Genomic DNA, 14,484 nt, shown 5'->3' on the forward strand with positions numbered 1-14,484 from the left:
AACGATCGCTATTGTCAGTCCGCTAGTTAAAAACAGCAGATGATCATTTTGATGACTTCTCAGTTAGTTTCCCGTTAGTTTTACGAGTTTTAATAATTTCTTGCCAGTTAGGAGGCAAGTTATAATCCCTAATGTGCTTATACTCAAGAACTACTACTGAACCGGAGTTATCTATACTAAACCTCATCGAGTCGAGTCCAACATCCAAATGAGGTCCTACGTACGGGATTGTTTTAACCTGAACATCAATATGCGAAGAATGATATTTAACGTCTACATCAGTTCCATCCAAAAAAGGCGCATACGTAGGTGATACAGTTAATTTACTTATATAGTATTGGTTAATCTGTTCCTGTATTTTTGGAGCTAACAAAGTAAGTACAAGTCGCTTCAATGGTTCATCGTTTGGCTTTGCACAGACGTGCTGTATTGTCACAAAGAAAATGATAACTGTTAGCAGTAATCCGATACATCTTTTCATTTCTAAAGCCCTCATCCTAAGCAATTTTTAAGGGTAGTTTTCACTAAATGAAGAGAATTTATTATGCTATCCTGTCTGTTAGTTTAATGAATTAACAGGCAAAATAACGATTAGATATAAGCCTAATCGGCAATAGGAGCATGTTCTCGTCCAATACGGTAATCGGTACAAGTTCTTGTCCTTGGCTTGGGACAAGAACTTGTACCGATAAAACAAAAACCAGCTAATGTTTGTCAAGCATTTCAGGTTGGATGAGTTCTCTTTTCGTGTTATACTTTTTTCGACCAACACGAATAACCTCCACGGCTATGGAGGTTTTGGTTAAATATGGATTACGCTTGGTAGGGCTGCCCCTTCTGCAAGATGGCGAAAATGTGATGCAACAGCTTGTTCGCGCAAGCGATCACAACCACCTTGTAGGGCTTGCCCTCGTTTCTTTTTTTCTCGTAGTACGAATGGATTCTTGCATTTGCATTCTTCCGCATTCCGCATTGCACCGCTAAATACAGCGATCGTCTGAGCCTTTTAGAGCCTCGTTTCGTGATTCGTGTACTGGTCGCTGTGAACTTTCCTGAACTGAAAATCCCTGGGTCAAGGCCTGCAAACGCCACAAGTTGCTTCGCATCACTAAACTGTTTTACATCACCTAGTTCAGCTACAATAGCTGCCGCCAATTTCATTCCAATTCCCGGGATGCTTTTCACAAGTTCAACTTCGGGTAGGCTTGCCGCTATTTCCTCCATTTGCTTTTCGAGCCCCTCCAGTTGCCCGATTATTGTCAGCAATAACGTGACCATCCCGAGAAGAGCCTGGCTTTGAGACGGACTACGCCGAGTTTTTTTCCAGTCACACAGCATTTCCTCCAGTTTTCCGACTTTTTCAATCGCCCACTGCTGGGAACGAGATTTTCGTGTGCCTCCTTGAATAATTTCAATCCAATCCGCTGTACCTTCCTCTAAACAACGGGCTAGTATCGTCAATGACGTTACCGAAAACACATTCGAAAATAACCCTTCGTACCTCGGAAACACTTGCTCCAATAGGGCTCTACTGTTCAGTTTTGCCTGCACAAAGATTCCTGTAACGAATTCATGCTGCCGTGTCAAATGTTGCAACTCCGTATACGTCTCATCCCAGGTCCGGTGCGGCTTCACGTCGCCACGGTAGTACATCTCTGCCAGATGCCAAGCATCCAGTGCATCCGTTTTGACTTTGCGTAGCTGGGCTCCCTTGGCTCGTTTGGACTGCAACGGATTCACCATATAGTAGGTGTAGCCACTTCGTTCCAAGTACGAAACCAATGCGCGATGGTAATGCCCTGTCGCTTCCAGAACCACCACGGGCGCCAAGCCCGTTTCGGCCTGAAGCGTGTCTAGCATGACCGAGAAACGTTCGAATCCATTCTTTTCATGTATAATCTCTACTGCTTTGCCATACGGTTCATTTCTCTTCCTAAACGCTTGAACTACACTCGAACCTTTGGCAACATCCACACCGACAACAGGTTCCATGTCCTCACTCCTTATCTTTTGTTTTGCCGGTCCTTTTCCACGATGCTTCCAAACCCATAGCTTCGCTTGTTATACGGGGTCAACTGCCCCTACCAGCCCAAACATGGTCTTTTGGAGGTCGTGGGAGAACTGTTTTTGTTACGAGGTCCTAGCCCCTAAAGCCGCCACGTTCTCCCGGCTCCCCCCATCGTAAAACGACCACAAAAAAAGGCCAACCAGTAATTACTGGCTAACCTGATAATACGAAAAGCCGCTAAAATAGCGACTTTTAATGGGACCATGTTCTTTTCTTTCGACAATTCCTCTATTTTTATTACCTTTTCTGCGATATCTCTTAACTACTGAATTTCAACTAGAATTACTTCTTCCGTTGGGAATACTTCTTCTTGTTCTACGGCAATTTCAGTAATCGCTTTAGCCCAAGCCATTTTGTAGGTGTTATCAAATGAACAATTGCGAATGATATGTAGCCATTATTCTAAGAAGTTCACTCATTTACTCCGATCTATCATATGGTTATTCCACAATGCTAATACAACATCCATCTGTGAGTCATGAGACATGTGTTCCCCATTCATCACCTCTCTCCACAAACCTAGCTTGTCCTTTGACAATTCAGGTTTGCATTTCAAAACTTCAATCGCATCGATAGCGTAATTTTTATTCTTATTTGAGCCACTTCTTACAGAGTAATTGCCATAAGATACACCATGTACTAAGCCCTTCTCGCATAATCCAATAAATGCATTCTTAGGACAGGATTTACGCTGCCCCCATGTCCCCTCTCCGAAAGAAATTGACGCTGCTTTCTTCCAAGCAGAGAGTGGATGGGTTACTTCACCATTTATTATGAAAAGAATTGCACGAAGCGCGACTTCACCGTACTTGTTCACCACTATTTCCTCCAGTAAAAAGTCCATGGGCTTTGACAAGATATGTTGTACTCCCTATATCCTAACATATCCAATTGATCTCAAGGTATAGATTTAGGAGTTGTTTGGTTCTTGTCCTATCATTACGTCCCCAGTCAGCGTCCTTCTACGTGTTCACATAGCATTTTTGCTAGCAGCATCCTCGATCCCGTTAGTTTATTAGTGAACGATCTAATCATAGCTAGGCTTATAGAACAGTAAGAAAAAAAGAGCACGTCTTTGTAGACATGCTCTCATTGATAGATTCTATCCCATATGTAAATAGTTTGAAGTAGCTCGAATTACTTGGGCGTAGAGCTTGACGTTAGCAATGCAGCAGACAAAGCACAACAACAGTTAATCATGGATCTGGGATAAATTAATCATTTTCTTTTAATGAGAGGGCTCCTAATATAAGACCGATAATTGTCGTCGAATATAAGAAATACTCGATATACTTTGAATCATTCATGCCGAGTAATTTTAGTATTAGGCCAATTAATCCAAATACAATAATACAAGAGATCAACACTTTCTTTTTATTTCGTTGTAAAAATTCAATTGATTTAAGATAAAGATTTGATTTATTTGGTTCAGGTTTGTAATGATTTATTTCATCTACATATTTTAAAAGCATACTAAATTCATCTTTATCAACATGTCTTTCATTAATTTTACTCTCGTATATGTTATTTAACGTTTTGTAAAAATTTAATACTGATACTGATACTTTTTTATCAGTAACATTACGTAACTTATTTGATGAGATATCAGCAAGTTTAGAAATATTAGAACTTATCTCATCGTTTTCAAATACGTATATAGAATTTGCATGAACAGACATCCTATACAGATACCTTTTAAATAGCAAAGTTAATTCAGTTAAGTGATAAGACCCAGTTTTACTCTTCTCAATTTCTAAAATCAGTAACTCTATAAGTACAAAAAGTTGATTATTAAACTTCCCAACCTTTGAGATTGGATTGTAACTATCAGACCAAACTACTCCAATTATTGATAACAGCCAACCACCAATAATAGATAAGGACCAATAGCTCATCTTGTCGATATTTCCGAATATATTTACGTATAGTGATCGGAATAGCATAAGAATCATTAATAGGGTAAACAATAGCATTAGTAAAAGTGATAATCTTTTAAGATTAGTTCTTCTACGCAAACTCTTTGGTAAATTTCTGTCTCTTGTCAAAATATCTAAAAACTCTAATCTTTTCATAATAGACGACTCCTCTGAACAAGATACCTAAGTCAATGCTCTTTCATTTTTATCCAAGTCGGATCTTCTTTGACACGCCGAAGCCTCCGAACCGAGTCGGAGGCATCTTCGCCTTTTGATGTTGAGTTTGCGAACATGTTTGTGGGGACTTTTTTCTTAGCTTGAATAATCCGACGCGTTCATAGTACCTCTTTTGACCCTGATAGCATAGGTCGTTCCTTCTGTTCTTAGATACACATTCAGGAGCGCGTCGCTATACGTACCTGTGGACGATACAGAGAATCGCCCCGACGAATCGATCTGCACTGGAATTTTTGCTAGCATCTTCCCACTTTGCAAGTTATCCTTGTGTTGATCAATTTGGATCTCCAACTGCTTGTTCGCCTGATCCACGAATTGTCCTTCCACCGACAGGGTGCCGTCCGCGTGAAATTCGACGATTAACGTCTTGCTGCCAAGCGCAGGTTTGAGATACACTTCCGGAAACAGACGTTCAGGTAACTTCTTCTCGGACGTGACCGACTTCGGTGCGCCGACCAATTGCTTCATGCCGGAATGCAATTGCATCAATATCACTGCCGCCTGCGCCCGAGTAATGATATCGTTGGAACCGAACATCCAGCTCTGATTGCCTTCGGTCCCACGCATGTAATTATGAGCCAGCACGTAGTTCACCGCATTCGAAAAATCGAAATTCACGCCGTCCGCCGACGCGATCAGGCCAGCCGCGCGATAACGGTTAATTGGTTTGTCCCGGAAGTCGCTTTTGCCCGGACTTGCACTGAACAGCAGCAAGTTGCGGGCCGTCGCCACTTTGTAGGCGCCTTCTGCCCAGTGCTTCTTCTTCTTGGAAGCGTACGATTCGTCATCGACTTTGTAGGTGCGCAGCAGCATGATGAGGAACTGCGCTTCGCTCACGGAATCTTCTGGGCGGAATTTGCCGTTTGTGTCCACTCCGGCGACGCCCGAACGAAGCGCCCACTCGATCGCCGCTTGATCAGAGCGTCTTGCGATATCTTTAACCTTGGTCGGATCAGTTGCTGGATAGCTCTTGCTCTTGAGGCGCTCGAATACCCGCACTGGTACCGTTCCTCTCACCGCCCCAGAGCTGAGCGTCACCTTGTAACTGCCGGGCTTAACCCCACTGAGTGTGCCGTCCGCCGAGACTTTCAGACCGGCAGGCGAACTGCTGGAGTAGGTGATCGCCGTTTTCGGGGTTCCGAATGTGCCATCATCGTAAGATGCCGTGATCTGAATAGGCAACTTGCTTCCCGGATTCAGCACCAATTCGTCGTATTGGGCAGATAAGCCCTTTAACGTGCGCCCTTTGCCTGTCGTGAACGACCAGGACTTGCTGCGAAGCTGCGACTCCTTATACAGCGTATAATCGAGCTTCACCGTATAGACGCTGTACCCGTCCAGCACATCTTTCGGATACAAGAACACCGTATCCCCTTTCAGTTCACTGTAGTACGGGACTTCTTGCCCCTGCGAGTCCACGATGTTCGCTTCGAACGAATCGATGGCGAAGCCTGCCGCAGCCGATATAATGCCACCCGAGTGTTCAACACCGAAGCGGACAAGCGGATTTGGAATCTCGTTTCCGTAGAATCCAACGTCGGCTCCTTTCATGCCGTCATACGGATACACTTTGGCTTCCGGACCATTCTTTTCGAATTTCACATAGGCCGGGTTCATGACCGCAGTACCACCTTGCAACCCGATGCCGACCGATGTATATTTGTCATCCAATATAATCGCGCGATGATAAGCGGTGCTAAGCCAGGAATCGATCGCTTCGCGTGTTGTTGCATTATTAAAAGACATGACTTCAGCTACCGAAGTGTTTGGCCATCCGGCTGCTTTGCCCCGGTCTCCAGCAGTCACTCCCGTAAATCCTGCCGTACCCGGCTCCTCCCGATGGGCCGACAATCCTTCGAAGTGGGTGGTATTGTAATAAGCCGCGTGCGCCTGCGACGCCTGCGTCAATCTCGTATCCAGCTCCAACGGGCCTACGCCTACCTTCGCACGAATCTCGTTCAGATAAGCCAATCCGTCAAGTTGATCCTGCGTGAAGCCTCCTTGCGAGGCCGTCGTAGCGGATGCCGCGGATGCACGTTCTGCCGGATAAGCCGGTACGACGACCGTTAGGCCCAAGACCGCGGCGAGCAGACATGTTACCCACCTGCGCCCCGATCTCCGGTTGTTCTTGCTGCGTTTGCTTGCTTTCATTGTGTTTCTCCCCTCATCTTCCCTTTTTTTACGAATCTTTCTAACAGACTTGTCAGTATTTGAACTGATAGTCTTTTTCATCGAATCATTTCACTTACTTGAATGGATTGATAATGGCTACGGCGCACTCGTCCAAATCGCCATCACGCAAAAGAATATAATCTGCTGAAGAAAGCTTGAACTTCGTGTAATCATAATTCTCTACGAACTTTCCATATTGGAAGAGATCCAAGCTACTCACTACCGGATAGTTATTCATTCCTGTTTTATCACCATTATTTATAAAAGCAGCATCTAGCACATGGCGCCCCTTTGCAAAACTCTTCTTTACTAAGAACGCGATAGGATTTCCTCTGACACTACTTCTGATCTGTACCACATTCCCGCTACGTACAGGATCTTTTACCAAATCAATGCTATATACTACTTGACTATTCGCTAGTTGGATGGGTAAATCACTCTCTTTGATAATCTTCACGCCAGGGGAAGTTTCATTCTTCAGGTTTTTAACTTAAACGCCTTATCATCTGTACTACGGAAGTCTTTGTTCCCGATCCAGACCCAGCGGCCAATCTTGTCCAACTCTACCTTCTGGCCAAATCCTTCACTCACCAGACGCAGGGGAACAAAGGTCCGGTTTGGCTTCAGGATGATTTGCGTGCCATAGTCTTTCTTCTGGCCATCGACGAGGGCTGAAGTATGCCTGATCGTCATGTCCACTTGATGATCTTTGCTGACCATCCCAACCTTGGAAACTTTTCCTTACTTGGAGCACGTCACCTTTGCACCCAGCGCTTTAGATACAAAGCGGATCGGAACCATGACACTACCTTGGCCATCTTGGAATGGCTTCGCATCTGGAAACTTCATTTTAACGGTATTCAGCAATACCTCTACTTGCTTCGGAGTACTTGCAGCTGCAACTGCTTCGTTTCCCGAACCTATCATGCTTACAGTCAATATACTTGCTATTACTGTTAATAACAGTTTCTTCATTATCTAAATCCCTCTGCTTTCCATATGTACTTATTCTCACTATCACATCCCAGTATCTTTTTCTTTACATAGGTCTACAAATCCTAAATATCAAACAAACTTGGCAATAGTAAGAATATTTTACCATGTACTATAGTTTATAAATAGGTATTTTATCCCATTTTTATTATACAAGACTTTCTATGTGAATTAATTAGATGCACCTCTAATCAAATTACAAAATTCATCCTTAGTCCAAGTAACCAATGTAAAAGAGCGGTAATTTATTGTCATTGCTAGCCGCCATTTGGCTAAGACTCCAACATAATTAGCAAAAAGATGTACAGAGTTTTTTTTCAATCCACCACCTTTTCTAAAGAGACTAATCACTGAGTCCCTACATTTTTTAGAGAATCATGGTAGTTCTTATCTAGCTGCAGCCAAAAATCAGCTGGCGGCTGAACAATTTAGCAAACTTTTCGGCAAAATATAATACGGTTCTTTGGTGATATTTTCAATATCATTCATTAAACTAACCTGCCAGTTAGCTTAATGAAATAAGGCAAAATACCGATTAGATATACGCCGAATCGGTAATTGGAACATGTTCTTGTCCATCTCGGCAATCGGTACAAGTTCTTGTCCTTGGCTCGGGACAAGAACTTGTACCGATAAATTAAAAAAGCCGCTAAAATAGCGACTTCAATGGGATCATGTTCTTGTCCCTCGACATATTTCTTGTAAAGAAAGATTTCGATCATAATTCTCTACCGAGTAACGTATGCCCGCATCAACAAGCGCACTGTATAGAGACATTGCCATAGGAGGATGATGAGATGATAGATGCTGTAATATTCGGTTCATAAATCGGCTCATTTCGTCCGCTGTAGTAATATCAGAGATATCTTTATGGATTAGATGAAAAATCTCCTGGTACTCCTCCGTGAGCCTCCCCTCCGCGATTACCTAAATCGTCGTTAACTTATCGTTTACGCCCTTTATTTAGTGCCTGTGCTCCTTCTACCCTCGCTATTTTTATTCCTCGACGGCGATGCCGGCAGCTCTTAAATGCCCGTAGGCAACTATTCTACTAAACTGAGATGAAACTTCATCTGCAGGAAGGGGTTTTTCGTATTTAATCCACCAAATTACAATCCCCATGAAAGCCGATCCGAGGTATTCGAGCAGCAATTCCTTGGATACCGCTAAAGGGGAGTTTCCCTGAACAGGTTTCCACCCCTCAGTCAATTTAACTTTAATGATATTCTCCATTTTCACTTGAAACTGATAGATTCGATTCTCTTCAATTAACATGGAATGGTAAAAAGTCATATTAAGAGAAATATGTTCCAGTACAGTTTCCATCACTGTCTCAAGTAGAGAAATACTGAAAGGATTCATGCTGATCGGACAAAGAACGACTGCATCCTTTAAATCGCTTAACAATTCATTCATACATGTATCTAATAAATCAGGCTTGTTTTGGTAGTGAAGATAAAAAGTGTTTCGATTGATCATAGCCCGATCGGCAATATCCTGAATCGTTATCGCTTCATATCCTTTTTCCTGAATAAGCTCATAAAATGCCTTTCGAATCGATTGTTTCGTACGCAGTATTCTTAGGTCGGTTTTCTTGTTCATTGTGTTCGAACCCCCTCAATTTATTTAGCGGATTATGCGACAAAGTTATATGAGTTGTCTATTATACTTCAAAACTAAAAATATTGAATATTGAGCGTTATATTAACCTCTAATATAATGAGCATCAGATAAATAAACAACGTTTTGTTCATTATTTATCTAATGACCAAAAAAATTCCGAGGAGGATTTACCAATGACATTCAACCATCAAAATGAGCTTGTTCGTAAGACAGTCGCCGTGCTGGAAAGTTTTGAGAGCGGCAATCCCGAAGCGATTACGGCTTACGTTCATCCAGATCAATATATTCAGCACAACCAGGCCTTACTCGATGGTCGTGAAACCATGCTTGGTGCTCTTGATCATTTAAAGGAAATTGGTACAAAGGTAAGCATTAAGCGGGCTTTAGTTGACGGAAATTATGTGGCTCTTCATTCTGTATATCATTTTCACGGCCCTAAAATCGTATTTGATATCTTCCGTTTTGAGAATGGGATAATCGTTGAACATTGGGACAATTTACAAGAGATGGTGGAAAAGACACCAAGCAATCATACAATGATTGACGGACCGGTTACGATTAAGGATATCGACAAGACGGAGGCCAACAAAGCATTTGTCAAAAGCTATGTTGAAAACATCTTGCTCGAAAAGAACCCTGACCTGCTTGCCTCTTACTTTGATGGAGATACCTACATTCAGCATAGTCCTCATATTGCAGACGGACTTTCTGGTCTTCACGCTGCTTTGCAGGCTCTGAAGGAGAAAAAAGTTGAGTTTCAATATACTCATGTCCATCAAGTTATCGGGCAAGGCGATTTTGTTATTACCGTGAGCGAAGGTCAATTTGGTGGTCAACATACTGCTTTCTACGATTTGTTCCGCGTACAGGATGGAAAGATCGCTGAGCATTGGGACGTAATTGAGGCCATTCTGCCGGAAGAAAAACGAAAAAATACGAACAGTAGATTTTGAAGTTTGTGTAGCTGAATCGCAAGAAAGACATCGCCGAATTTATTTACGGTGATGTCTTTCGCTTCACGAAAGTACTTGAATGGAAAACTTTAAAGTCCAATGGATACAGGAGCGTTGCTTCAGCAACGCTATTTTTGTTCATTGCAATGAAGTGATGAGGGGAAGAGAATCATGAAAATATTGACACAAAAAATGATGTAGCTCGGATTAGTGCTCGTCCTGATCGTGCTGACCGTATTCGGGGTAGCGATGATGGGATCGGTGCTGGGATCGAAGCCCAAGGAGCTTCCGGTGGCCCTCGTTATCCTTGACCGGCCAGCGGATCTGTCGACTGGAGGAATGATTTCGGTTGGGGAAATGATTCGGGAAACGTTGGTGTCAGACCCGGCAATGCCGTTCGTTTGGCATATCGTGGATTCCGAGGAAACGGCTCGGGAAGGATTGGATAAACGCGAATATTACGGAGTGATAGTGATTCCGGCGGATCTGAGCAGCGGTTTACTCTCGTTAGCAACTCCCTCACCGATTCATCCTAATGTGAAGATCATCGCCAACGAAGGGATGAACAGCCAAGCCTCGTTGGTTGTAAGACAGACCATGAGACAAGCGATGCAAATGATAAGCGAGGAACTGTTGCAGCTGCTGCTTGAGCAGATCGGGCAGCAAACGGAGCAAATTCCCGTTGAATCGGCTACAGCTTTAATGACACCGGTGACCGTTCAGGAGGACGTCGTGCATCCACCGGGAGTGAATAATGCGTCGGGGAATGCGCCGGGTTTGTTGACCCAGATCATGTGGATCGGCAGTCTGGTGACCGGGATAGTTTTGTTCCTGGCTAGCCAGAAGGCGGTCGCCAAGGGTTCAAGGAAATGGACAGTAAGTGCACTGCAAGCTATCGTGGGACTTGCGACCGTTGGTATAGCGTCAGGCTTCACCTTATGGATGGCTTTGTCGTGGTACGGCATGGAACTAGCGAACGCGAGGGAGACTTGGTTCTTCTTATGGTTGGCTGGATCGGCGTTCTTCTTGTTGCAATCTTCATTGATCAATTGGATCGGATTTCCGGCTATGCCTCTGCTCGTACTGCTGATGTTCTTCTCCATGCCGCTGCTGAACATGGCTCCGGAGTTCTTGTCGCAGACAACGCGAGATTGGATCTATTCGTGGACGCCACTGCGGTTCACGGCAGAAGGGCTGCGGGAAGTGATGTACTTCGGAGGACTGGACGCGGTCGGCTCAAACGCCTTCGTTTTGTGGGGCGTCGCCGTGGGATTTTTGGTCCTGCTGCTCGCTTCCGGATTTAAGGCCGGTCGAACGACAGATGCGCCCCTACTTCTGTTACAGGAGATTAAAATATGGTAAGAACAAACAAAGTTGTGTTGTCGGTATTTGGTTCGGTTAGTTGGGTTCGATATTCTCCATCATGATATTATTTAGATAATTACCTAATCCGAAATGACACAATGTTCTTATCCCGATACAGATATCCTTTACTCTTGAAGAATAGCAAAGAATCGCTAATCCACATATTTATGGATTAGCGGCTAAAAAATTTTTCTCTTCGACGAATTGTCAAACCAAGTGCGACAGTTCCTCTGTGAAAGATTCGTGAGCGGTTCTCCAACCCAAGCATTTTCGGGGTCTGTGGTTAATCAGATCCAGTGTTTGGCCGAGTTTTTCATCCTCTACGAGAGCGAAATCGGTTCCCTTGGGGTGGAATTCCCGTAATAACCCATTCCCATTTTCGTTGGAACCGCGTTGCCAGGAAGAATACGGGTCAACAAAATAGATGTGCACACCATGGGTGTCTTTCAGGTTGGCATAGCAAGCAAATTCCTTACCTCTGTCAGCCGTGGCTGTAAGGAAGGTGCCTTTAGGGTATTGGGAGATGGCCACACCAAGCGCAATTTCCATGGACAAAGCGGTAAGATCAGGCATGAGAATGGCGGTATACAGACGGGTTTTGCGTTCAATGAGCGTGGCTACACATCCCTTACTTTTCCCACGACCCGATACGACGGTATCCAGTTCCCAGTGTCCAAACGTTTCACGGGAACGAACCTCATTGGGGCGATCCGAAATGGATCTGCCGATCGCAAATTTACCGCGAGTTTCTGCAGGTTTCTGACGCTTCCCTTTGTGTCGAAGGACCTGTAACGCGCCTCGAACCAAACGCCCCGTGTAGAGCCAGCGATAGATGGTTTTGAAGGAGATTACAGGCAGGCCATCGACTCGGAAGTGTTCGGTAATTTGTTCGGGAGACCATGTGGCCCTCAGTTTTTCCTCAAGCAAAGCAGCTAGGGAAGCAGACCACTTGCCGGTGGATACAGATGCCTTACGACGTTCCACACACGCATTCTGGGCTTGTTCTGCTTCATAGGCTTCAAATGAAGCTGTACGCTGTAATTCACGACAAATAGTCGAAGGGTGTCTGCCGAGTTCCTTTGCGATCGCTCGTGAACTTTTGCCTTGCTGGTGGAGGATTTCTAGCTTGCTGCGTTCGATTATGCTAAGATGTTTGTAGCTCATGGTGGATTCTCCTTGTGTGAATGGTGGTTATGGTGACTTCATTCTACACGAATCCGGCCATGGGCCCTTTTTTATTTATTTCCAGTAGGTGTCGCACTTCATATTACAATCCGTCCTTCATAAAAACTTCAACAGATTATTGAAGTATCTTATATTCAATAGTTTGGACCATCGCGTTGACGAGTTAATTGAAGATTCGGAGTACTTTGCGGCGATTCCTTGTAACTCTGACCAATACATCGCCTTTGGCGAGCTTGTAGTCAAAAGTCGTGAACTTCACATCGAGAACCTCTTGTGGATCACAGAAGCGATTCTGATGGTACTTTGCCTTTGCGGCCCATAGTATGTCTTCCTTGCAAATAACTCTAATCTTTTGTTAGAATTAAGTTGGTAACATGCCAGTTTTCAATCTTCAATTTTAGAAAACGGCGATTTGATTTTAAAGAATTCTTTATACGTTATTGGTTTTCGGCCAATCAGACGTTCAAGATCTCCAGACGCCTCCGAGAATTCTCCAGTGTTGATTCCTCGCACCCTACCTAATAAGAAATCAGTCATAAGAACAGGTAAACCATTCGCTACCATTTAAAGTATATGACTTATTTTCGTGCCCGTTTTGAGTGAGAACGGCTACGTTTGCTGCCGCCAAATCGTCCAGAGATGCAGCGGCTACTTTGCCGGAACCCGCGGGTACTCGCACGCCGACTTTAAGCGCATCTCCGAAATACGAATGCATGACTTCAAGATACGGTGGATTCCACAAAATGGTATAGTCTAATCCGGATGCTTTAAGCGTTTGTTCAGCAAATAAGTCTGACATCGATACTTCGGGCACAATAAGATTTGAATGTTCTCTTTGTATGATTGACGTGAAAATCACTTGTTTGACACCAGCCTGTTTTGCAGCTGCGATGACATTGAAATGTTGCGTATTGCGGTCGGTAAATGCTTGCGCGGCTTTAATCTTATAACTAGAACCAATCACAACTTCCGGATCATTCACCTGTTTTATGACCATATGATTGACTGAAAGTCCTTAACGTTAGGTGGTGCATGAATATGGGAGTTGGTAAATGTCCACAAATAACGAAACATTTCAACCAATAAGATTTGGTTCACACATCTGCTGGCACTTGCAACCTAGAATAGCGTTATCGTACACTGTATCGCTCCAACAGATTTAAATTCAATCCAGCAAGAGGACCTCCTATTTGCTGCAGCAGACCGCCCTGGCTTAAGGAGCCAAGATCAATACAGGCAAAACCAATATTCTCCCAAATTTCTTGCAAGACTTGTTTTGTTTGGATGTCGTCACCGGACATGAATAGGACAGTCTTTGGCTTCTCTTCCGTGTAATTCTTAATCCATTCCATCGGAACACTGTTAAAAGCTTTGATTACCAGAGCACCCGGAGCATATTGTGCTACGATTTCACTCGAATTCTTTCTGATAATTCACCGACCAAAGGTTCCATATTTTCAAAACGGTTGGTAGCATCAATAAGAACACGGCCTGTCCAGTCAGGAACCATGGACAAAGCAATAGGCATTTGCGGCCACATTACGCTCAAAATTACAAAGTCCTGCTCAGCTGCTTCTAAAGGTGTTCCAGATTTTGCGCCAGTACCGAGCGAGCTTACCAGCTCTGAGAGCGTTTCGGGACCACGGCTATTACTGAGCATAACTTCATGACCGTAAAGCAAGAGATGCCTTGCTAGCGTTTGAGCAACTATTCCAGCACCAATAAAGCCAAATTTCATTAGGCACCTCCATGAAATTATATTTGTTTAACATTCTCATCTTACTCTTCAATGAAGGTAAGTTAAACGAAATCTAACAATATAAGTTACATTGTGGTCAAAAAAAAGGTTATCATATCGTCCAGATCATCTTTTATCGTGAAGCTAGCGAGAACTCTTCCATTGATTAAGTTTGGCAGTAGATCGAGTGACTGTTGTTTCACGGTGAAATATTCAGAGATTATTTGTAAAATT

The 14,484-nt window shown here is 43.7% G+C and carries 12 protein-coding genes and 1 pseudogene; 2 read left to right on the forward strand and 11 right to left on the reverse strand.

Annotated elements, in window-relative coordinates:
* Positions 1 to 43: 43 nt before the first annotated feature.
* From RS891_RS16305 to RS891_RS16345, 8 genes and pseudogenes are all read right to left on the reverse strand, one after another.
* Positions 44 to 496, reverse strand: a complete 453-nt coding sequence (locus RS891_RS16305; RefSeq protein WP_315792328.1) for a DUF3888 domain-containing protein — start codon at positions 494 to 496, stop codon at positions 44 to 46.
* A gap of 317 nt (positions 497 to 813) precedes the next feature.
* Positions 814 to 1,992 (reverse strand): IS110 family RNA-guided transposase, encoded by a 1,179-nt coding sequence (locus RS891_RS16310; protein WP_315792330.1) that lies wholly within the window; start codon positions 1,990 to 1,992, stop codon positions 814 to 816.
* A 491-nt stretch (positions 1,993 to 2,483) separates the two neighbouring features.
* Positions 2,484 to 2,924 (reverse strand): DUF6979 family protein, encoded by a 441-nt coding sequence (locus tag RS891_RS16315; RefSeq protein ID WP_315792332.1) that lies wholly within the window; start codon positions 2,922 to 2,924, stop codon positions 2,484 to 2,486.
* Between the two features lie 358 nt (positions 2,925 to 3,282).
* Positions 3,283 to 4,140: a hypothetical protein gene (locus tag RS891_RS16320; RefSeq protein ID WP_315792334.1), complete on the reverse strand. Its 858-nt coding sequence runs from the start codon at positions 4,138 to 4,140 to the stop codon at positions 3,283 to 3,285.
* 156 nt (positions 4,141 to 4,296) lie between these two features.
* Positions 4,297 to 6,372: a CAP and S-layer homology domain-containing protein gene (locus tag RS891_RS16325; protein WP_315792336.1), complete on the reverse strand. Its 2,076-nt coding sequence runs from the start codon at positions 6,370 to 6,372 to the stop codon at positions 4,297 to 4,299.
* 94 nt (positions 6,373 to 6,466) lie between these two features.
* Positions 6,467 to 6,850, reverse strand: a complete 384-nt coding sequence (locus RS891_RS16330) for a hypothetical protein (protein ID WP_315792337.1) — start codon at positions 6,848 to 6,850, stop codon at positions 6,467 to 6,469.
* 20 nt (positions 6,851 to 6,870) lie between these two features.
* Positions 6,871 to 7,368 (reverse strand): annotated as a pseudogene (locus tag RS891_RS31670) (copper amine oxidase N-terminal domain-containing protein).
* A gap of 1,014 nt (positions 7,369 to 8,382) precedes the next feature.
* Entirely contained in the window at positions 8,383 to 8,988 is a 606-nt protein-coding gene (locus RS891_RS16345) for a TetR/AcrR family transcriptional regulator (RefSeq protein ID WP_315792343.1), read from the reverse strand.
* A gap of 194 nt (positions 8,989 to 9,182) precedes the next feature.
* Here RS891_RS16345 and RS891_RS16350 point away from each other — a divergent pair, with 194 nt between their 5' ends.
* Both RS891_RS16350 and RS891_RS16355 read left to right on the forward strand, forming a co-directional pair.
* Positions 9,183 to 9,962 (forward strand): nuclear transport factor 2 family protein, encoded by a 780-nt coding sequence (locus RS891_RS16350; protein ID WP_315792345.1) that lies wholly within the window; start codon positions 9,183 to 9,185, stop codon positions 9,960 to 9,962.
* Between the two features lie 210 nt (positions 9,963 to 10,172).
* Positions 10,173 to 11,324, forward strand: a complete 1,152-nt coding sequence (locus tag RS891_RS16355) for a YhgE/Pip domain-containing protein (RefSeq protein ID WP_315792347.1) — start codon at positions 10,173 to 10,175, stop codon at positions 11,322 to 11,324.
* Between the two features lie 210 nt (positions 11,325 to 11,534).
* Here RS891_RS16355 and RS891_RS16360 read toward each other — a convergent pair whose 3' ends face one another.
* The 3 genes from RS891_RS16360 to RS891_RS16370 form a co-directional block, all read right to left on the reverse strand.
* On the reverse strand, positions 11,535 to 12,491 hold the full coding sequence (locus RS891_RS16360; RefSeq protein ID WP_315792349.1) for an IS30 family transposase: 957 nt from the start codon (positions 12,489 to 12,491) through the stop codon (positions 11,535 to 11,537).
* 550 nt (positions 12,492 to 13,041) lie between these two features.
* Positions 13,042 to 13,509, reverse strand: a complete 468-nt coding sequence (locus tag RS891_RS16365; protein WP_315792350.1) for an NAD(P)H-binding protein — start codon at positions 13,507 to 13,509, stop codon at positions 13,042 to 13,044.
* A 405-nt stretch (positions 13,510 to 13,914) separates the two neighbouring features.
* Positions 13,915 to 14,250 carry an NADPH-dependent F420 reductase gene (locus RS891_RS16370; protein WP_315792352.1) on the reverse strand — a complete coding sequence of 112 codons (336 nt, stop codon included), beginning with the start codon at positions 14,248 to 14,250 and terminating at the stop codon, positions 13,915 to 13,917.
* Positions 14,251 to 14,484 lie beyond the last annotated feature (234 nt).

This window comes from Paenibacillus sp. BIC5C1 (assembly GCF_032399705.1).
GTDB lineage: Bacteria > Bacillota > Bacilli > Paenibacillales > Paenibacillaceae > Paenibacillus > Paenibacillus taichungensis_A.